At 51.2% G+C, this 19,996-nt stretch carries 19 protein-coding genes, 1 tRNA gene and 2 CRISPR repeat arrays; of the genes, 10 read left to right on the forward strand and 10 right to left on the reverse strand.

The window, feature by feature from the left end; all coding sequences use genetic code 11:
• The first annotated feature begins 107 nt into the window (after positions 1-107).
• Together LIO64_RS08020 and LIO64_RS08025 are read left to right on the forward strand one after the other, a co-directional pair.
• On the forward strand, positions 108-782 hold the full coding sequence (locus LIO64_RS08020) for a DedA family protein (RefSeq protein WP_290548922.1): 675 nt from the start codon (positions 108-110) through the stop codon (positions 780-782).
• 13 nt (positions 783-795) lie between these two features.
• Positions 796-1,272 (forward strand): C-GCAxxG-C-C family protein, encoded by a 477-nt coding sequence (locus LIO64_RS08025; RefSeq protein ID WP_290548923.1) that lies wholly within the window; start codon positions 796-798, stop codon positions 1,270-1,272.
• A gap of 57 nt (positions 1,273-1,329) precedes the next feature.
• Here the strand turns inward: LIO64_RS08025 and LIO64_RS08030 are convergent, their stop codons facing one another.
• A complete protein-coding gene (locus tag LIO64_RS08030; protein ID WP_290548924.1) occupies positions 1,330-1,677 on the reverse strand; it encodes a ferritin family protein in 348 nt (115 codons plus the stop codon).
• An 819-nt stretch (positions 1,678-2,496) separates the two neighbouring features.
• A complete protein-coding gene (locus tag LIO64_RS08035; protein WP_290548925.1) occupies positions 2,497-2,997 on the reverse strand; it encodes a thioredoxin family protein in 501 nt (166 codons plus the stop codon).
• A gap of 175 nt (positions 2,998-3,172) precedes the next feature.
• Between LIO64_RS08035 and LIO64_RS08040 the strand changes: the two genes are divergently transcribed.
• Positions 3,173-3,247, forward strand: a tRNA-Val gene (locus LIO64_RS08040).
• A gap of 630 nt (positions 3,248-3,877) precedes the next feature.
• Here LIO64_RS08040 and LIO64_RS08045 read toward each other — a convergent pair.
• From LIO64_RS08045 to LIO64_RS08060, 4 genes are read right to left on the reverse strand one after another with little or no spacing between them, the layout of a single operon-like run.
• On the reverse strand, positions 3,878-4,759 hold the full coding sequence (locus LIO64_RS08045) for a hypothetical protein (RefSeq protein ID WP_290548926.1): 882 nt from the start codon (positions 4,757-4,759) through the stop codon (positions 3,878-3,880).
• Positions 4,752-5,033: a hypothetical protein gene (locus tag LIO64_RS08050; protein WP_290548927.1), complete on the reverse strand. Its 282-nt coding sequence runs from the start codon at positions 5,031-5,033 to the stop codon at positions 4,752-4,754. The genes LIO64_RS08045 and LIO64_RS08050 overlap by 8 nt, the downstream gene beginning before the upstream one ends.
• Positions 5,030-6,664 (reverse strand): portal protein, encoded by a 1,635-nt coding sequence (locus LIO64_RS08055; protein ID WP_290548928.1) that lies wholly within the window; start codon positions 6,662-6,664, stop codon positions 5,030-5,032. Before LIO64_RS08055 ends, LIO64_RS08050 begins: the two co-directional genes overlap by 4 nt.
• A gap of 8 nt (positions 6,665-6,672) precedes the next feature.
• On the reverse strand, positions 6,673-6,879 hold the full coding sequence (locus LIO64_RS08060) for a hypothetical protein (RefSeq protein WP_290548929.1): 207 nt from the start codon (positions 6,877-6,879) through the stop codon (positions 6,673-6,675).
• Positions 6,880-7,203: 324 nt separating this feature from the next.
• Here LIO64_RS08060 and LIO64_RS08065 point away from each other — a divergent pair, with 324 nt between their 5' ends.
• From LIO64_RS08065 to LIO64_RS08075, 3 genes are all read left to right on the forward strand, one after another.
• Complete coding sequence (locus LIO64_RS08065; protein ID WP_290548930.1) at positions 7,204-7,824, forward strand: hypothetical protein; 621 nt, start codon at positions 7,204-7,206, stop codon at positions 7,822-7,824.
• A 61-nt stretch (positions 7,825-7,885) separates the two neighbouring features.
• Complete coding sequence (locus tag LIO64_RS08070; protein WP_290548931.1) at positions 7,886-8,179, forward strand: MarR family winged helix-turn-helix transcriptional regulator; 294 nt, start codon at positions 7,886-7,888, stop codon at positions 8,177-8,179.
• Positions 8,176-8,433 carry a hypothetical protein gene (locus LIO64_RS08075; RefSeq protein WP_290548932.1) on the forward strand — a complete coding sequence of 86 codons (258 nt, stop codon included), beginning with the start codon at positions 8,176-8,178 and terminating at the stop codon, positions 8,431-8,433. The genes LIO64_RS08070 and LIO64_RS08075 overlap by 4 nt, the downstream gene beginning before the upstream one ends.
• 68 nt (positions 8,434-8,501) lie before the next feature.
• Positions 8,502-8,737: a CRISPR direct-repeat array (repeat unit 33 nt; unit sequence GTTTCAATCCACGCACTCCTTGCGGAGTGCGAC).
• Positions 8,738-8,937: 200 nt separating this feature from the next.
• Here LIO64_RS08075 and cas2 read toward each other — a convergent pair.
• From cas2 to cas4, 3 genes are read right to left on the reverse strand one after another with little or no spacing between them, the layout of a single operon-like run.
• Positions 8,938-9,228: a CRISPR-associated endonuclease Cas2 gene (cas2, locus tag LIO64_RS08080; protein ID WP_290548933.1), complete on the reverse strand. Its 291-nt coding sequence runs from the start codon at positions 9,226-9,228 to the stop codon at positions 8,938-8,940.
• Positions 9,229-9,242: 14 nt separating this feature from the next.
• Positions 9,243-10,262, reverse strand: coding sequence for a type I-C CRISPR-associated endonuclease Cas1c (cas1c, locus tag LIO64_RS08085; RefSeq protein ID WP_290548934.1), 1,020 nt, complete (start codon positions 10,260-10,262; stop codon positions 9,243-9,245).
• Complete coding sequence (gene cas4 / locus LIO64_RS08090) at positions 10,259-10,927, reverse strand: CRISPR-associated protein Cas4 (RefSeq protein ID WP_290548935.1); 669 nt, start codon at positions 10,925-10,927, stop codon at positions 10,259-10,261. Before cas4 ends, cas1c begins: the two co-directional genes overlap by 4 nt.
• Before the next feature lie 124 nt (positions 10,928-11,051).
• Between cas4 and cas3 the strand changes: the two genes are divergently transcribed.
• From cas3 to cas7c, 4 genes are read left to right on the forward strand one after another with little or no spacing between them, the layout of a single operon-like run.
• On the forward strand, positions 11,052-13,514 hold the full coding sequence (gene cas3, locus LIO64_RS08095) for a CRISPR-associated helicase Cas3' (RefSeq protein ID WP_290548936.1): 2,463 nt from the start codon (positions 11,052-11,054) through the stop codon (positions 13,512-13,514).
• A gap of 11 nt (positions 13,515-13,525) precedes the next feature.
• Positions 13,526-14,221 carry a type I-C CRISPR-associated protein Cas5c gene (gene cas5c / locus LIO64_RS08100; protein WP_290548937.1) on the forward strand — a complete coding sequence of 232 codons (696 nt, stop codon included), beginning with the start codon at positions 13,526-13,528 and terminating at the stop codon, positions 14,219-14,221.
• Between the two features lie 15 nt (positions 14,222-14,236).
• On the forward strand, positions 14,237-16,162 hold the full coding sequence (cas8c, locus tag LIO64_RS08105) for a type I-C CRISPR-associated protein Cas8c/Csd1 (protein WP_290548938.1): 1,926 nt from the start codon (positions 14,237-14,239) through the stop codon (positions 16,160-16,162).
• Between the two features lie 5 nt (positions 16,163-16,167).
• Positions 16,168-16,989: a type I-C CRISPR-associated protein Cas7/Csd2 gene (gene cas7c / locus LIO64_RS08110; protein WP_290548939.1), complete on the forward strand. Its 822-nt coding sequence runs from the start codon at positions 16,168-16,170 to the stop codon at positions 16,987-16,989.
• A 323-nt stretch (positions 16,990-17,312) separates the two neighbouring features.
• Positions 17,313-17,997: direct repeats of the CRISPR family, unit length 31 nt; unit sequence GTTTCAATCCACGCACCCGTGAGGGTGCGAC.
• Positions 17,998-18,379: 382 nt separating this feature from the next.
• Here cas7c and LIO64_RS08115 read toward each other — a convergent pair.
• Positions 18,380-19,957 (reverse strand): glycine--tRNA ligase, encoded by a 1,578-nt coding sequence (locus LIO64_RS08115; RefSeq protein ID WP_290548940.1) that lies wholly within the window; start codon positions 19,955-19,957, stop codon positions 18,380-18,382.
• Positions 19,958-19,996 lie beyond the last annotated feature (39 nt).

The following is a 19,996-nucleotide window of genomic DNA, read 5'->3' on the forward strand; positions in this document are numbered from 1 at the left end:
TCTCTGCAGCGTCGCGCGCCGTATGCCTTTTTACCTTACCAGCCCCGTTTCCGCGGCGCAATAAAAGACTTTCCTTTCAAGGATTTTAATGCAAGATACGCGCCGTTATGCATGAGTTGATCTCGGTTTGGATGTCGTGGGTGCAGGACTGGGGGTATGCGGGCGTCATCGTCCTGATGGCCATGGAAAGCTCTATCTTCCCCGTTCCCAGTGAGGTAGTCATCCCGCCTGCGGCCATTCTGTCCGCCCAGGATGGAACATCCATGAGCTTCTGGGGGGTGGTGGCTGCCGGAACATTCGGGTCATGGCTGGGATCAGCCATGACGTACGTCGTGGCCCGGACCGTGGGACGCCCGGTCATCATGCGCTGGGGCAAATTCTTTTTCATGCCGCCCCACAAGGTGGAAAAAGCGGAAGTCTTCCTCCAGCGTTACGAGGTATCCGGCGTTTTCTTCGCCCGTCTTCTGCCCGTCATCCGCCACCTGATCTCCATTCCCGCGGGGATTGTCCGCATGGGCTTCGGCGTCTTCTCCCTGGTCACCGTGCTCGGCGCGTTCGCCTGGTGCACGGTGCTCGCCTGGTACGGCCACCGCATCGGGGAACGGCATCCGGAACTGCTCAAATCCCCGGAGGAACTGATCCACACCGTAAAAAGTGAAAGCCTTCCCCTCATTCTGGCCGTGCTGGTGCTGGCCGTGTGCTACATCGTCATGCTGCGGCTGACGGACCGTAAAAAACCGGAGGATGCCGCCACGGACGCCGCCGCTGAAAAAGAGCAGTAAACATTTCCTTCCCATGAACGCTTTCAAGGACGCCCGGGAAACCCGGGCCCTGGATTATTTCCACCAGGGATACAATTGCTCCCAGTCCGTCTTTGCGGCTTTTGCGGACGTTTGCGGCCTGACGGAAGAAGCGGCCCTGAAACTTTCCTCTCCCTTGGGAGCGGGCATCGGACGCATGCGGGAGGTATGCGGCGCTTTTTGCGGACTGAGCATGCTGGCGGGGAGCCTGTACGGGAACAGCTCTCCGGAAACCGGAGAGAAAGAAAAAATCTTTTCCCTGGTCCAATCCCTGGCCGCCGCCTTCAAACAGGAATTCGGCACGCTTTACTGCCGGGAACTGCTGGGGCTTTCCCCGGAACGCCTGGCTGTGGAAACGGCGCGCCCCGGAGAAAGAACCGCCGCCTATTACGCCTCCCGCCCCTGCGAACGCTGCATTGCCTTCTGCGCCCGCCAGGCGGCCGAGCTGGAGGCAAAAGCCCGGTCCCATTAAAAAACCCGGTTTCCTTAGAAGGAAAACCGGGCATGTAAAATCAAACGGAAGGTTCCATTAATGAGCGTCTTTGGAACAACCGCATGATCCGTCCTTGCAGGACGCCTTCAATTTTTCAATTTTTTCATTGGTTTCACCAATGCCTTCATCGTAAAAGCCCTGTTCATCCGGGGCAAGAACCTGAAGAAGGCGGTAAAATTCGCCAGCGTGTTCCTTTTCTTCATTGGAAATATCCAGAAGAACCTCCTGGGCCAATTTGTTATCAATGGATTCGGCAAGCTGGGTATAAAGCTGGATGGCTTCATACTCCGCAGCAATCATGAACCGGATGGCCCTCACCAATTCGTCATGGGTAAGCAGCCGGTCTTCCTTTAATACGCTAAATGCATTTGTAAATTCGGGCATGCAGGTATGACTCAAGTCATCGCTTATGTATTCAAACTGTTTTTGTCATACATTTTCCGTGACATTCCTTGAACTTTTCCACTTGAAAACGGTCTAAGGGAAATCATTCCGTGGTCCGTTTTTTCAAACCCAAAAAACAGCTGTTTTCCCCTTCTGCCGAAGCATCTGTGCGAAAAAGTCATCACTAGCTACGCAGAGGATCAGCTGATCCCGGACGGGATCTCCGGTACATGAAAACTCCCGGTTGCTTTTGGAAAAACCGGACATTTTAACCAGCAGCAATAAAAAATCCGTCACCGGAAGGCACGATTGCTCCACTTGCCTTCCGGGACAGGATGGCCTCCAAGCTATCCATCTCTCCGTGATTTACCCATCCATTGCCATAGAAACCTTGTTCATCAGAGACAGAAACCTGAAAGAGACTGGAAAATCCTCCCAGTTTTCTTTCTTTTCATTGGTTCTCTCCGGAAAAATTTTCCGCCCCATCCGTTACCAGCAAATACGCCAAGATGGGAATATAGCAGAACTATTCATCTTCCGCAGCAATCATGAACCGGACACCCCTGCTAAAACCTCATGAATAAGCAGCCTATTCCGCTCTAGTCCTCCAAATACATTTGTCCATTCAGGCAATCCATGTGGGGTATCCGCAAATCCTCCATTCTATCACCCTCAGCCACCATGTGAACACGGCTTCCCCTGGACTTTCCTTATGAAAAGCAGGCTGGCAAAATCGCACCCTCTCTTCCCGGACACGGAAGGAGCGACGGTTTGCCGCCGTCGCTCCTGTTGAAGATGTTCTGTTCCGGAACAAACGCCTTACTTGCCCTCAGCAGTCTTGGGCATGTACTTTTTGAAAAAATCAACGTACTGGACAGGAGTCTGGCCGGGAATATAACCCGTGCGTCCCAGTTCCTTGCCTTCCGCATCCACCACGACCATGGCCGGAACGCCTGTGACTTTATATGTCTTGGCCTCCTTGGATTTGCTGAAATCGGCACTGCCAAACTCAAACTTGACGCCTATGGCCACGCCGTCCATGCCCTGCTTGAATTCTTTCTTGGAAAGGACTTCCTTCTCCAGCTTGATGCAGTAACCGCACCAGGACGATCCCGTGAAAAGAAGGACAATGGGAAGGCCGGTTTCCTCCGCCTGCTTCTGGGCGGCTTTCAGGCTCTTGCCCCAGCGGAATTTCACCTTCGCCGCCTTGGCTGCCTTGGCGGCGGCTTCCTTGTCCGCAGGAGTGCTTTGAGCCAGGGAAATTCCGGACACGCTGAATCCCAATACGGCGCACAATGCAAAAATAAAATGTCTGTTCATCACAACTTAGGAAAGGTTCTTTTTAAACTAACAAAAATATACTGCATAGGAAGACAAATTGACGTCTTTCTCCGGAGCGGGAACGCTGCCTTCTCTTTTGCAAAATGGACTGCTTTCAAAAAAAGTATTGCTCTTTCCGCCTTAATCGGGTAATAATCCGCCCGCACTTCCAAACGCGCGGTTAGCTCAGTGGTAGAGCAACACCTTGACATGGTGGAGGTCGTAGGTTCAAATCCTATACCGCGTACCACCTTCAACAAAAAGACTGCCTCCAAAGAGGCAGTCTTTTTTTATTCTATTTATTGAATATCAAACAAATTACAGCATTTTTACCTATCTACAAATTTCATTCATTTACTACGGGAACAATAAAATCCATTGACGTTTTGTGTAAAAAATTATGTAGAATTAATCTATTTATTATAAAAATAATAGCGATTCTATCGCATACCATTTTCTGAAAATCCCGTCCTTCCCTGGACGGGATTTGTTTATGGCAGCTCCTGAACAGGCACACTTGCACAAGGTCCCAGCCATGTCGTCTGCTGGAAAAATGCCGGAATATGCTGACGTGCCGTGCCACCATGGACAAAACATGCCCGAATGAAAAACAGCGCAGGGGGATACTTATCCCATATCCCCCTCCAAATAAATACCCAAGAGCTATTTTATTCACTTCGTTCCCATCAGGAGGAAAATGTTTTTCCAACTTTTTTTGAACAGAAGCCCCTTCCCGGGACGTTAATGGTATGAAGGCAGACGAAGGCCCCAGCCCTTGACCCTCCTTCCCTGATGAAATAATGACCATTAAAAGCCCGGCGGAAGCATTCTTCCGCCGGGCTTGCTTTTAACACATTCCGTTCGTGAATGTCCGGGAAAATTACCGGGAAATCAGACGGTCATACAACTCATTGGCGTACTTATGATTGGGATGGTTTACATTCATGTACGCCTCATAAAGCGGATGGGAAGGATCCGATTCCATGCGTATGGCTTCCCCCTCCGGCGAAGGCTCCGCGGCACCCGAATGATGAAGAGGGGCTTCATCAAGCAGGCGCGAGGCCTGGTACAGCAGGCGGATAACGTCCGGATTGGACCCCAGCCCCGGATTGTCAAGCAGGGCATCCGCATCCACCCCCGTCTCTGACGCAAGACGCTGGAGGGCAGCAGTGGCCCGGCCCATGTTGCGCTCATAATTGGCGCCCCATTCATGCTGCAGGGATTGTTCCGCCTGTGTTTCCATCTCCATCCGGGAATCCATCATCTGCTCCCGGGCCTCCTCATACGCCTGGGACATGGTTTCCTGAAGGGCATTCATGGCTTCCGGAGGCACGCCGTAACGGTAGGCCGTACGGGCCATGCGTTCCGCCAGTCCGGCATTCCATTCGCTCTCCGGCATGGATTCCGGTCGCTCCAGGCGGTACTCCTCTTCCGACTCCGGAAGGCCGGCCATGCGGCGGAAGCGCGCCATCTGTTCTTCATTCTCCACGCCGGGATAATGCCGCAGGCGTTCCAGCTCCGCATAGCTCTTCGCCAGGGCCTCCGGCGTTTTAAACTTGGAAAGGGATTTCTCCATCCCCTTCAACTCATCAAACCGGGCATACCAATCCGGAACAAACCCTCCGTCCTCTCCCAGAAGGGCGGGAGGAGGCTCGGGCTTCATGGAGGCTTCGGATAAAACTTCCCCCTCCGGGGAAACTGCTCCGGAAAAATCCGCATCCACGGAGGGCGCGGCTGTACTGTTATCAATGGAATCAATCATTCTTGTCTTCTGCTGTGGATTCTTTAATGGCTAGTTGAAGCTGGCGGCGGATATACAGGAAAACCTCCCTGTAAGCATCGCGCCTCATGGCGTCCAGAGGGTCATAACTCCCCGGACTGCCTTGAAAAACGGGCAAATCAGTCTGGAAGCGGGCTTCCAGAAAGGTCAGCGCCTCTTGGCCGTCCGGCGTGTCAAACACCCGGAGAAGCTGGCGCCTTTTAAGTCGGGCCTCCCTGATGGAAGCCTCCTGCTGCAATGTCGTATCCCGGTTCATTCCTGGATCGTGGTTAACTGGTTAAGCAGGGGATTAAGGGAAGCGTACGGATCATCCTCCACAGGAGCCAGAGGAGTCTCCTGCTGGCGGTCCGCACGTTCCTTCCGCATGGCCTGGACATCCGCCCACGGCCTGAGCATGCTCTCCGGAGCGCCGTCCACACGGGTGGACAGGCGGAAGCAATGATCCCAGTCCACATGATCCGCCAAATCCGGAGCGGCCTGCATCATCATGTTCAGCCGCTGAAGGCTGCGGTCCATCCCTTCGCTCTGCAAACGCCGGAGCACCAGGGCAATCTTTGACTGGTACACCACCCTGGGTTCCCCCACGGTAACGGAGCCGTCCCTCCCTTCCCGCATTACGGCACGGGGTGGCCTGGGGAACTTGCCCATGCGGAACAGCAGGGAAAAAATGCGAGTCATGGTGGAATACAGGTCGCTCACAAACAGAGTGAAGGACGGGGAAAACATCAGCACACGTTCATTCTCCCGGGCCATCACCTCCGTAGCGGTCATGCTCCCGTGGTGGCCGCTCCAGAGCTCCAGCATGGGGAGGTAATAGGCACGGCGGATGGCGTCCTGCTTCTGGGCCAGACGGTCCATGCCGACATCGTACCTGCCCTGGGTGGCCCATTCCCGGGGGAGATGCAGGGAAGCGGCCTCCGGGGTGATGACGGTTCTGCCGCCAGCCCGCAGGTCCACCTCCCCGATCTGGTTGGCGAGCTCCAGAATGCGTGGAAAGGCGGCCACTTCCCCCAGGGTGTCCAGAATGCGGTTCAGGAACTGCACCTGCTGGATGGCGGGGAATACCAGTCTGCCGGGAGCAAGGCCATACGGCCCGTTGCCCCATTTCAAAAAACGGGTCACCAGGTAGGGGAACTCCATGTACCCCCCTTCCTCCACAATCACCTGGTCATCCAGGGACAGGTACACGCTTTCAAACGGCATGTGGGCGGCCTGTTCCCTGCGGCGGCTGCGCCGGGTGCGCGGACGCACCACATGCAGAAACCTCAGGGACGTGGCGTACGGGTTGCCCCCGCGTCCCAGCACCTCCCGTGCTCTGGGCCCCAGGGCCTTTACTCCGAACATGGAACGCGCCTGGTGGGCAGTATAGGTAAACTCCCGCACATAGGTATCTACACGGCCTTCCGCATTCTCCGCACAGGCGAACTGCCCGCAGGGAATATTGGTGAACAGCAGCCTGCCATCTGAGGAAGACCCCGTAAACAAGCTGCCTGTACCCAAGGCCACACGATCCAGAAAACACTCATGAATCTCCGTATAAAAATTGGAAACGGACAACTCCCTCAGCGCTATCTCCGAACACTGGTTGTACCAGGCCTCCGCCTCATCCCCGCCGTGGTCGTCCGGAGCCGACCACTTGAACCACACGTCATGGCTGGGCGTGATATACGACATATGGCCGCTGGCGAGCTTCTGGCACGCCTCCACGGCGGTGGTATCCGTCATGCGGTCCATGGCGTCCCTGTTGGGCAGGGAAACATCCCCTTCCCGGTTCAGGCGGCGGGGCAGCACGTAATCCCTCAGGCGATCCCACCAGGTCTCCCAGGGTGCACGCTGGGCGGCCAGGGACTTGTACACGGAGTTCAACTCCGCAACTCTCTCTTCCATGGCCATGCCTATCCCAGGGTTTTCCTAAGCAGGGTCCGGGGATTGACGTCCCCTTCCCCGGCGGAAGAGCTGCGGCGCGCCAGAATCGTGGAAATCATTCCCTGCCTCTGCCGTTCCCGGAGCTGATAATCTTCTCCCACTTCTTCTCCCACGCTCTCCGCCTTGACCGGAATGGTCTGCTCCGGAGCAGGACTGGAAGGAGTGGACGGTTTCATGAATCCCATAATCTCTTTTACTTTCTATGCATGGTTTTATTGATGGCCCGTTCCGTTTGCCGGAATGACCGGCTCCCCGGAATTATGGCGTCCTGCCGCACGGACAATCCATGCAACGGAAGCGCCTTCTTCCCGTGGACGGAAAGGGCGGCCTCTTCACCTGCCCGGAATCTTCCGGACCGGTGCATGCCCCTATCAAATAGCGCAATTGACGGAAAATGCATCTGGGGAAAAACCGGGAGCATATGTGCCACCGGTGGCATAAAAGAAGGCATCCCCAAACATGATGCATGCTGCCTTTATTTCCGGCAAACATATGGCGCTATGACCAAAGAATCCTTACTTCAGCCGGACACTCCCTCCGCGCTGGACATTTGCAACGCGGCGCTCTCCAAAATCGGGGAAGCTCCGCTGGACGCGCTGATTGCCAATGAATCCACGGCATCCCGTCTCTGTGTTCTTCACTACCACCCGGCCCGCCGGGAAACCCTCTGCATGGCGCGCTGGACCTTCGCCACCACGCAAACCACGCTGGACTCCGTTTCCGCCCAGGCCCCCAACTCCCTGACTCCCTACCAATTCACGCTGCCTGCGGACTGCCTGCGCGTGCTGGATGTGAAATGTACGGAATGGAAAATGCAGGGACGCCGAATCCATGCCTCACGCGCACCGCTGCCGATGAGCTACATTTCCGACATTGAAGATGCGGAGCAGTTCGATCCCCTCTTCATGGATGCCCTGGCTACCCGTCTGGCAGAAAAACTGGCGATGCCCATGACGGGAAACCAGAGCCTGCGCCAGAACCTTCACCAGGAATTCCATAAAATCATCCTTCCGCAGGCGGCCACCGTCAATGCCGTGCAATGCTTCTCCAATGACTCCCATCCCCTGCTGGACCTGCTGAGGAAAATCAAGTCGCCGACCTGCCCGGAAGAATGTGAATAACATGGAAATAACAGGAAAATAATAAGGGAACAACCTAGCAATAACCTGTGAATATAAGCTCATGAAAGCTCTGGACTTCATACAGATATTCGCCTCCAACGTCCGCAGGATGGATTTCCGCCTCAGCAGCGCCCAGGTCATTCTGGCCGTCATTGCCGGATACAGACGCCACAGCACCATTACGGAGGCCACCCGCCTGCATCCCAATACCGTCACTAACATCCTTCAGGACCTCATCTCTCAGGGATACATCAACCGCTTCGGGGACTCCCGTCCTTACGTGTACCGCCCCACCACGGAAGGAGAGCAACTGGCCGGAAACCTGCTGGACAAAAACACGCTCCCCAGTCCATGAAAGAACCTCTGCTCAGTACGGAAGAAAAGCGCCGCTGGCTCGCACGCGTCTTCCGGGATACGGATGGTGAATACTCCCAGGCGGACAAATTCAAGGCTCTGGTGGAAGACACCAAACTGGCCGCCCTCCAGCAGGAAGAAGAGGAATTCAAACGCCAGAGGGAAACGGACTCCACGCCGCAGGACCCCATTCTGGCCCTGCTCCAGTCCCTCCCTCCGGCAGAACTTAATCTGAATAATCAGCCCCCTTCCTGACAACCTGACAGGATGATGCAACAAAAAAGCTCTCCAGACCAAACAAGCCTGGAGAGCTTTTTATCCTTAGGCAAAGTTGCGCACTCCTTGCGGAGTACGACTCCGGCAAGCTTCTGAGCTTCATCATAGCCAAAGGTTTCAATCCACGCACTCCTTGCGGAGTGCGACCATGGAGCAGGGGGCGCAGGGTGGGGCGCGGGTTGTTTCAATCCACGCACTCCTTGCGGAGTGCGACACGAAAGCCATGCTTGAACTCAAGGCAGCCATGCGGGTTTCAATCCACGCACTCCTTGCGGAGTGCGACAGCACCCGACCTTATATATTGCTACTCAACAGAGCAAATCATACTTTGCGCCAACCTCCCTAAAAAGACCGTCATTGCACGGTTTATCCTCGGGGTATTTATCTGTCAATATTCTATTCTCAATGCATTACACCAATCGCCGATCTGCCGGGGAATTCGTGTGAGCTTGAGGTTGGCGCACAGGCCATGTTCAACAGCCTTTAAATAATCAAGGGTCCGGAGATGTCATAGCTTTTCTCCTTGCCCAATTGTTCTATTTTGTGATGCCAATTGGACCCCATATGATAAATTCTGAGGCTGTCACTCTCGTTATCAATAATCTTAAGCAACTTGTTCCTGATGTCAACCAATTGGGCAGGAGCCAATTCACATTCAAACACGGAATTCTGTACTCTCTGGCCCACATTTTCACAGGCTCGGGCAACTTGCCGCAACCGCCGCTGTCCGGCCTTGTCATCCGTAGCTACATCATAAGTAATGAGAATATACATGACAACAGCTCGTTTTACTTGCCGATGAACGGAGGGTAGCAGTCCAGATCCCCACGCAAATGGCGTGCCAGCAAAAGGGCCTGGATGTGAATCAGCAATCCCAGGGTGGTTTTTTCCTGAAGAAAAGGATGCACCAGCACGGTCTTTTTCCGCTCCTGCCAGGCATTCAATACTTTTTTACGGGAATCTTCCTTCAAAAAAACGGCTCCCGACTCTTCCTTGTCAAAATCATCTGAGGATATCTGCTTGCGGTTAATCAGGGTAAGGGCCAGGCGATCGGCGAGAGGAGCCCGGAATTCCTCCATCAAGTCCAAAGCCATTCCGGGACGCCCCGGGCGGTCACGGTGCAGAAAGCCTGCGGCGGCATCAATGCCGGAGCTTTCAAGGGCAGACCTGGCGTCATGGCACAACAAACTGTATAGAAAAGATAAAAGAGCGTTAAAACAATCTTTGGGAGGCCGTCTGTTGCGGCCTTCAAACACCAGCTCCGGATCTTCCGTCCTCTGGCAATGAGACAAGCAGGAAAAATAGGTTTCCGCTGCGGAACCTTCAATGCCCCGTAACATGTCTCCGGAATTGCATCCGCGGGCCATACGGCAAAAAGCCGCCAGACGATCGACCGCCTCCGACAAATCTTTCCCGTACGTTCTCTGCGCCCTTAAAAGCAGACTGCGGCAATTCGCAATTTTGGCTCCTATCATTTCCCGGGCAACGCCAACCCATCTTGCCTCATCATCAGCCCAGCGGTATTGCTCCCGACGCAACAGGATATTTCCCTTCATGAATCCCTGTACGCCAGCCAGGAATTTACCGTAAGGATTGCAGAAGGAAAGCGTGATGCCGCGTTCCGCACAGGCCCCCATCAAATAAGGGGAAACTCCTATGTCCCATCCCAGCGTCACAATACCCTCCAAATTATGGAGGGGAACCCGCAGCAGACACGTTCCTTCCGAATTGACTTTTACGGTATCGCCATCCTTGGACAGCCAGCATCCTTCCAGCGTCACAAACAATGTATTTAAATGCTTCTTCATAAATCATCAGCTTCATTTGTTTCCAGGCTGTCTTCAAACACACTATCCACCCGGGCTTTCATGGTCTGCCTGTGCTCCCGGCAAACGTCAGGAAGACAGTCATTGACCAGGGAACAGGATTTGCAGGCTTTGGAATACATGGGCAGCGGCGTCACTCCCCCGGTTAAAACCTCCCTGGCATTCCTGATAACCCCGGCTGTCAGAGTACGCAGCTCTTCATCAAATACCACCTCCATCCTTTTCTGGGTCTTTCCATAAAACAGAAAACCGGAGGGAATCTCCAACCCAAACATTTCTTCCAGGCATAAGGCCTGGGCGCACACCTGCACTTCATCTGCACGGTGCGGCTTGGGCTTGCCCACCTTGTACTCCACGGGAGTCATGGATACGGGAATGCCGCCTTTCTCAGCATAAACAGCCTCCACGACATCCGCAATGCCGTGAATTCCCCATTGGAGGGAGGAAATATGAAGAGAACGCAGAATCCTCTTTCGCCCGCGGTTTTCCGTCATGCCGGAATCCGCCCGTTCATGAAATACATTCCCCTCCGCCGTAAATTGGTTCTCTTCCCATATACACTCCAAATGAATCAGCGCACACTGCCTGGGACAATACAGGTAATGCTGTAATGCCGCCAAGGGTACGGAAAAGAGAGTAGGTAGCATCCGGTAAATTTGTTTGAAAGTGCTACTATTGCATAAAATAATAAAAAATCAATTCATACCTTGAAAATCCCATGGAAAAGACTATTCTGATTTTCCGTCCCCAACTGGAAAGGATACATGGAACATGCTAGCACGACCCGGACAGACAATAGAACAACATACACATGAGTGTACTGTAGGAGCTTCGCTCAACGCCTCAAAAATAGGTTTGGCAAGGACGGCTGCTCTTATTGGAGCGTTCCATGATTTTGGAAAATGGAGTGATGCCTTTTATGACTATATGGAAGCTATTGCCTCGGGGAAAAATCGTACTCGGAAGGGCTCCGTCGATCATTCTACGGCAGGGGCACAACATTTATGGCGTTATTTCACAGATGGACGGCAAGCAATAGAGCCCTTTGAAAGATATTGGGTTCAAATAATAGCCCTCTGCTGTCTTTCCCATCATGAAGGGTGCCTGATTGATAATTTAAAAACAGACGGGACAAATCATTTCAAGGCACGCATAACCAAAGACGTCCGGCAATCCTATTATGAAGAAGCCTGGAAAAATATACCGGCAGAAGAAAAGGCCCGGATGCAGGAATTGCTTTCAGACCCGGCATTAAAAGAAGAATGGCGTTCGTTTGACGCCCTACTCCGGAAGGGTGAAAAAAAACTTTCCTCCAAGGAAATAAAATACCGATATGGCCTTTTATCTCGCTTTTTACTGAGTTGTCTTGTAGATGCCGATCATTCCAGTGCGGGGGGCGAACCGATTGAAGCCGTACCTATACCTCCATGGGATAAAATTTTGGCAAATCTGGACAGATATCTGGCGCGCCTTGCCTCACGAGGAATGATTGATGATTTGCGGGCAGAAATTTCCCAACGCAGTTTCACCACCGCTGACTGTCCTCAAGGCAAGTTTTTGATGACACTCCCCACAGGAGCCGGAAAAACTTTGGCAAGCCTGAGATTTGCATTGGCTCATGCCCTGAAGCACCAGCTGGACCGGCTAATTTATGTCATTCCCTACACTTCTATTATTGATCAGAATGCAGCCACTATCCGCGAGGCATTGGGAAATGAGTTCGCCGACCTTATCCTGGTTCATCATGCCAATGTGCTGGTGGATCCAAAAAACGACCTATCTGAAGAAGAATTCTACCAGGAGGAAAAACGCCGTTATAAAGCAGAATGTACGTGGAAACCTCCCGTCATCCTGACAACGGCAGTACAGTTTCTACAGACTCTGTTTTCCAAGGGTAGCAGCTACGTGTGTCGTATGAACAGTTTGGCCAGTTCCGTGATCATTTTTGATGAAGTACAAGCGCTTCCCTTAAAATCGACCTACCTGTTGACGTCTGCATTAAATTTCATGGAAGAAGCCATGGGATGCAGTCTTGTTTTATGCACGGCCACGCAACCTATATGGAGCCAATTGGAAGACGAAAACTGGCACTTAAGGCTGAATCCGGATCCTCATATCATTCCCGACTATCAGCGGTACTTTGAATTGTTTTATTCCAACCGCCGGATCGCTGTGAATATGATTGAAGAATCTGAAAAATGGAAGCTGCAGCAATTTGCCGATTTTGCTCTAAAACAAGCTCAAAGCGGACGAAATACCTTAATGGTTGTTAATACCAAAACATTTGCCCGCAATTTATATGAGGCGTGTGGAGACGTACCTGACGTGCAAATCTACCATTTGAGCACAAACATGATTCCACAGGATCGCTCAAATATCATCACCAATAGAATAGACAAGCAATCTCTTAAAACGGCTAAAAAGATAAAAAAGCCCGTTTTGTGCTTCAGTACGCAATTGATTGAAGCGGGCGTGGATGTAGACTTTGATGTGGTTATTCGCAGTGCAGCCGGGTTGGATTCTCTTGTCCAAGCCGGAGGCCGCTGCAACAGAGATGCGCAACTGAATAAAGGAGAAATTTTTGTCGTTTTTCCATCGGAAAAATTGGAAAATACAAATAAACTGGAAGAAATCAACATAGGCAAGTCTCTTTTAAAAAGAATTCTCACCGATGTACAAGGCACAGCCGATTTACTAATGAAAGAAGACGCCTTGAACTCTTTTTATCAATATTATTATTCCGAAAACAAGAGTAAGCTGTATTATCCGTTAAAAACCAACAGTTACACTATGATGGACCTTCTTTCGACGAACAATACCATCAAAATGGAGGCTCAACGGATCCAGGCCGATTACTCCTTTATGTTTCTGCACCAGTCCTTCCAGGAGGCAGCAAAAAATTATCAAGTCCTGGAAGGTTTATCAACTCCCGTCATTGTGGGTAAAGAAAAAGGTGCAGAAATCATTGAGCATCTGCGGGCCTTGGCACATCCCCACTCCAAAGAAGAATGGGAAGCAGTCCGGAAGTTGCTCAAGGAAGCCATGGAATATACTCTCTCCTTAAACTATACAGAGAAGGATATCAATGCCATGCTTGCAAGCGGCATCATTGCCTTATTGCCCACGGATTATCCTGTCTATATACTTTCAAAACATCATTATGATGAAAAAACTGGTTTTTCATGGTCAAAGTCGGAACCATATGCTAAAAATCCGAACGGTCTTACCGTTTAACCTATCTTATCATGGGAAATAACATAGAATATCTGGTATCAGGGAAATTAGCCTTATTCACTGATCCCCTTACCCGCATGGGCGGTGAAAAATGCTCTTACCATATCCCCACCTATGAAGCATTAAAAGGGGTGACCAAATCCGTCTATTGGAAACCCACCATTAATTGGGTCATTGATGAAGTACGCATCATGAATCCTGTCCGTACTTTCGCAAAAAACATGAAACTGATCAAGTATCATGAAAGCGGCGCCGAATTATCCGTATATACCTATTTAACAGACGTTTCCTATCAGGTACGGGCTCATTACGAGTGGAATTTGCTTCGCGATGATATGAAGGCGGACCGAATTGAAGGCAAGCATTCCGCCATTATCCAGCGCACGCTGGAAAAGGGCGGAAGACGCGATATCTGCCTGGGTGCGCGCGAATGCCAGGCTTATGTGGAACCGTGCCGGTTTGGAGAAGGCCCGGGAGCGTATGATGATATTCCGGAATTAGCCTTTGGCGTTATGTTCCATGGATTTGATTATCCGGATGAAACAGGAAGAGAAGAATTGGGAGTACGGTTCTGGAAACCTGTCATGAAGAATGGGATTGTTAAATTCATTCGTCCCGAAGAGTGCAAAATAACCAGAGTTGTCCGCAAGATGAAGGCTAACCCTCCACAATCATGTGGCGTAAACGATTTATCTTTAGAAGAATAGGAAGTGAGATAAACAATGAACTGGATGGAAGCTTTATATAAGACATATGAAGATAATGCCCAACGGACAGGCTTGAATTCTTCGGAAGAGAAAAATTCAAAAAACCGAACAATCACCCCGTTATTTCCGCTTTATCATGGCAGCCAAAATGCCCAGGTAACAGTTGTACTGGACAGTTCCGGTGCATTCAGACGAGCGGAGGTAGTCCCTGCCGGGAACCAGCAGACAATCATTCCCGTTACTGAAAAGTCGGGAGGCAGAACCAGCGGATTGTATCCTCACCCCCTTTGCGACAAACTGCAATATGTGGCGGGAGATTTCACCAAATGGACAGGTAATACAAAAACCGGGTACAAAGAATATCTAAACCAACTGGAGCGTTGGAAAGATTTTGATCTTTCCAATACAACGCTTTCTTCCATCTTTTTGTATGTATCCAAAGGCTGTCTCTTGGAAGACCTCGTCAAATCAGGGGTTCTTCCCGTGAATGAAGCTTCCGGAACCTTGATGAAAAAATGGATGGGAGAAAAAAATGACGCACCGGAGATTTATGCGGCTCTTGGCGTCGTTGCCATGGATGCCATCCTGATCAGATGGCGTGTGGAAATTCCCGGAAACCTTATCCCGGATGTATGGAAAAACAAGGAAATGTGGGATTCCTGGATCAGATTTCAAGAGTCACAGGAACAAAATGCAGGCCTTTGCTATGTAACAGGTGAAATAACCAATTTGGCAATACAACATCCAGCCCGGATCAGAAACGCTGGAGACGGAGCCAAGATCATCTCTTCCAATGATTCTTCCGGGTTTACGTTCAGAGGCAAATTTGATGATTCAACCGAGGTTTGCGGAGTTGGAAGAAAAGTTTCCCATAAAGCTCACAGTGCGTTGAGATGGCTTATTTCCAACCAAGGATGGAGGGATGATTCCCAGGCGATTGTAGCTTGGTCATCCAACAGTTTTTTGATACCGAATCCGTTAACCGACACTGAAGAGCTGCTGGATTTGGACCCGGATGAAGAACATCAAACTGTCCCGTATACGGCTGAAGAAACGGGACGGAAAATTAGAGAAAAAATCTCCGGTTACAAAGCGGAAGTGGCCAATACCAGCCACATTTTTATCATGGGCCTGGATTCAGCCACACCAGGGCGGCTCTCCATAACCTTCTTCAATGAGATGGATTCTGTGGAATACTGGAACAACATTGAACACTGGCATACCGAATGTGTGTGGTGGCAATGGAATAACAAAAACAAATTGTGGTACGTTGGAGCACCCTCTCCCCGAACTATTGCGGAAGTGGCTTATGGAAAATCTTCAGATGAAAAATTGCGCAGGCAAACAGTAGCACGCTTACTTCCCTGTATTATTGAAAAACGCCCCGTACCCTCTGATCTTGTGGAAGCTTGCATGCATCGGGCGTGTAACAGAAACGGCCTGGAATCTTGGGAATGGAATGTTGCCGTCAATACAGCGTGCGCTCTATTTCGATACCGATTTAACTCAACTAAAAAACAATACCATTATACCATGAGTCTGGATAAAACCATTACAGAACGGGGATATTTATACGGAAGGCTGCTCGCCGTAGCGGAATTGCTGGAAAAAACCGCCCAGAAAACTTCCTCCGACACGGAACGTCCCACGAATGCGGAAAAACTGATGCAGCGCTTCAGCATTCACCCGCATTCAACGTGGGAAATATTGCGCAAAGCATTGGACCCCTATCTTCAGATTCTGACCAAAAATGAACCTGGGTTGAAATTCTACTATGATAGGGAATTAGCAAGTATCCATGCCCTTTTCGATCGAAACGACTTCATCGACGACAGCAAGGTGTCAGGAGAATTTCTTCTTGGATACTACTGTCAAAAATCAGAAATGTTCCCTAAAAAATCTTCTGAAAAAGAAAAGGAAAATTCCCAACCTAAAGAATAAACATTATGTCACTACAACATAAGATAGACTTTGCGGTGATTTTCACCGTAAAAAATGCAAACCCCAACGGAGATCCGTTAAATGGCAACCGTCCGCGCACCACGCTTGACGGAAATGGAGAACTTTCCGATGTCTGCTTGAAACGTAAAATCCGCAACAGGCTTCTTGATTCGGGAGTGCCTATATTTGTTCAATCAGACGATCACAAGGTGGATGAATGCAAAACATTAAAAGACAGGGCCTCCATCCTTCTGGAAGGAAAGAAAACCAAGGAGGAACAAACCAAACTAGCCTGCCAGACCTGGTTTGACGTACGTGCTTTCGGCCAACTGTTTGCTTACAAAGGTACCGGGGAAAAAAAGAACGACGGCGTTTCTCTCGGTATTCGCGGCCCCGTCACTGTTCAGGCAGCTTTCAGCGTGGAACCTGTGGAAATCACCAGCACCCAAATCACGAAAAGTGTCAGTGGGGAGGGAGATGGAAGCAAAAAAGCATCCGATACCATGGGGATGAAACATCGTGTAGATCAAGGAGTTTATGTATTCTACGGGGCCATTTCCCCACAGCTTGCCTCCCTGACAGGTTTTAGTGATGAAGATGCAGAATTATTAAAAAATGCTCTTCCTTTTATGTTTGAAGGGGATGCCTCTTCCTCCCGGCCTGAAGGAAGCATGGAAGTGAAGAAAGTGATCTGGTGGAAACATTCCAGCCCTGCAGGTCAATATTCTTCTGGAAAAGTCCATAGAAGCCTCATTGTCAATAATGATGGCACCTATGAATTGAAAGAACTTCAAGGATTGACCCCAGAAGAAATTGACGGATTTTAATCTCTCCCATCCGGCCTATTTTCAATGAAAATAGGCCGGGCTTTGAATTCACTTATAATTTGGACTTTACCTTTCCCTTGTAAATTGACCCTCTAAATAAAATTGGGGTACTATTTATTTCTTCATACTATGATATGGTAAATGAGTCACCCACTCTTTCCAGAACAATTCAATACTTTTTACTAAATACCTCCGTTTTTAGAAAATTCTATTGAAGGGACTCATTGTTTTAATAGCATTTCAGATTCTTTCTGTCTTGTTATATAAATACATCTCGTGAGGATGCGACTGTCCAGCTTTTTGATCCTGGAAGCCTCTTTTGAGTTTCAATCCACGCACCCGTGAGGGTGCGACGGACGGCGGAGGCCCCCGTTCTTTTTCCTCCGTGGTTTCCAATCCACGCACCCGTGAGGGTGCGACGCGGCGTTGATGATGTCACTGCGCACGTTATAGTGTTTCAATCCACGCACCCGTGAGGGTGCGACGACGTGGCTGCTTGGCGAGGTGCTGGACTACCCGGTTTCAATCCACGCACCCGTGAGGGTGCGACCAGGCAATGCGTGACGAAGTTGGTTACATTGGAGGTTTCAATCCACGCACCCGTGAGGGTGCGACGGAAAATATTTGCAATAATGAGCATTTTATGCTTGTTTCAATCCACGCACCCGTGAGGGTGCGACTAACAGACATGAGAAAAATAAATATTGACAAACGGGTTTCAATCCACGCACCCGTGAGGGTGCGACGCTTGCGACGAGTTTCGCCTATCATTTCCAGTTCGTTTCAATCCACGCACCCGTGAGGGTGCGACTCGCCGTTGCGGTGCAGATGCCACCAGTCCGCCAGTGTTTCAATCCACGCACCCGTGAGGGTGCGACGGTTTTCTCCGTTGTCAGAGAAATCATGGACATGGTTTCAATCCACGCACCCGTGAGGGTGCGACGATCAATGCCACCACTTCCGCCGCTACGCCGGAGGTTTCAATCCACGCACCCGTGAGGGTGCGACGGCGGAAGGGAATATGCGTTGAAAGTTAATGGTGCAAACAGCTTTTTGCGCCAACCTCCTTCCAAATGGATATCCCCTCACGCCTTAAAGTTTATTACAGGAAATGTCAATCTACTGATTTCAATGACTTACAGCAATCGCCGATCTCCCGGGAAATTTCTGTGAGCTTGGGGTTGGCGCAAACAGATTACCGGCTCTGCCCTCCATCCAGGAGTTACTGATTCCTACCTGTTTCATCAACCTGTTTTTATGCTAGACGGTCTGCCGTTCTCCGTCCAGCAACTTTTTCCTTCACAGTCCTTCCAAAAATAAAAGGCCGCTCCGTGTCCAACGGAGCGGCCTTGAAGTGTTCTCCAGTATCAAAATACCACTAAAAAAACCATTAACGCACGCGGGCAATGAGCCAGTGCAGCAGGTCCTTGATTGCAACGCGTTCCTGTTCCATGGAGTCGCGGTGACGGATGGTCACCGTGTCCTTAAGGGAGGAATCGTTTTCTCCAAGGGTTTCAAAGTCCACCGTGATGCAGAAGGGCGTGCCGACTTCATCCTGGCGGCGGTAGCGGCGGCCGACAGCTCCCGTTTCATCATAGAAGACGGGCATCCACGGTTGAAGCGTTTTTTCAATTTCTCGGGCGATGCGCACCTGTTCCTCGTTTTTCTTGAGCAGAGGGAAGATGGCGGCCTTGATCGGGGCCATGCGGGGCACAAAACGGAGCACTGTGCGGACGTCCTTTTTGCCTTTGTCATCCACCAGCTCTTCTTCATCGTAAGCTTCGCAGATGATGGCCAGAATGGTGCGGTCGCAACCGGCAGACGGTTCCACCACATGGGGGATGAATTTTTCCCGAGTTTCTTCGTCAAAGTACTCCAGCGGGCGCCCGGAACCTTTCTGGTGGCAGCTCAGATCATAGTCCGTGCGGTAGGCAATCCCTTCCAGTTCCTGAATGCCAAACGGGAATTCGTATTCCAGGTCGTAGGTTTTCTTGGAGTAGAAGGCCCGTTCGCCGTCCGGCACGTCCAGAATATGGATGTGTTCGCGCGGCACGCCCACTTCGTCATAGAAGCAGAGGCGGTGTTCCAGCCATTCGTCCACCAGGCGCAGTCCGTCTTCCGGACGGCAGAAGTATTCGATTTCCATTTGTTCGAATTCGCGGGAACGGAAGGTGAAGTTGCGCGGGTTGATTTCATTGCGGAAGGATTTGCCGATCTGGGCAATCCCAAAGGGAAGCTTCACGCGGGAGCTGTCCAGAATGTTCTTGTACTGGCAGAAGATGGACTGGGCCGTTTCCGGACGCAGCCACCCCGTGGCGTTGGGATCGTTTTCATCGGAGGTGGCCCCGATGGTCGTCTTGAACATGAGGTTGAATTCGCGGGCTTCCGTCAGCAGGGAGCCGTTGACGGGGTTGTACATGGTGGAGTCCGTCACGGCTTCCATGCGTTCGCCTTTCAGTTCCATGTCCTTGTGGGAGACATCCCTGCCGGCCAGCTGGGCATAGTACTGGGCCGCGGTCTTGCGGGCCTTGTCCGCCTGTTTTTCAGATTCCACCAGCACGGAGTATTCCTTTTCAATACTCCAGGAGCCGTCTTTTCTGGCGGCTCCAGCATAGAAAAACCCCATGCCGCTCTGGGCCGGAACCTGGTCGGCGCGCAAGCGCTCCTTGGTCAGCAGGCAGTCGCACATCGGGTCGGAAAATCCGCCCACGTGGCCGGAAGCCACCAGCACGGAGTTGTGCGTCAGGATGGAGCCGTCCATGCCGACCACGTCATCACGTTCCTGCACGTTCTTGCGCCACCAGTATTCCTTGAGGTTGCGCTTAAGTTCCACCCCCATGGGACCGTAGTCCCAGCAACCATTCAGACCGCCATAGATTTCAGCTGCCTGGAAGATGAAACCCCGCCTTTTGCAGAGGCTCACGATTTTCTCCATTCGGGCGGGATCTGTATTGGTTCTGTCTGCCATGATAATATCTATAATTGGGTTGGCTATGCGGGTTGTATT

Source organism: Akkermansia sp. (assembly GCF_020860705.1).
Taxonomy (GTDB): Bacteria; Verrucomicrobiota; Verrucomicrobiia; order Verrucomicrobiales; family Akkermansiaceae; genus Akkermansia.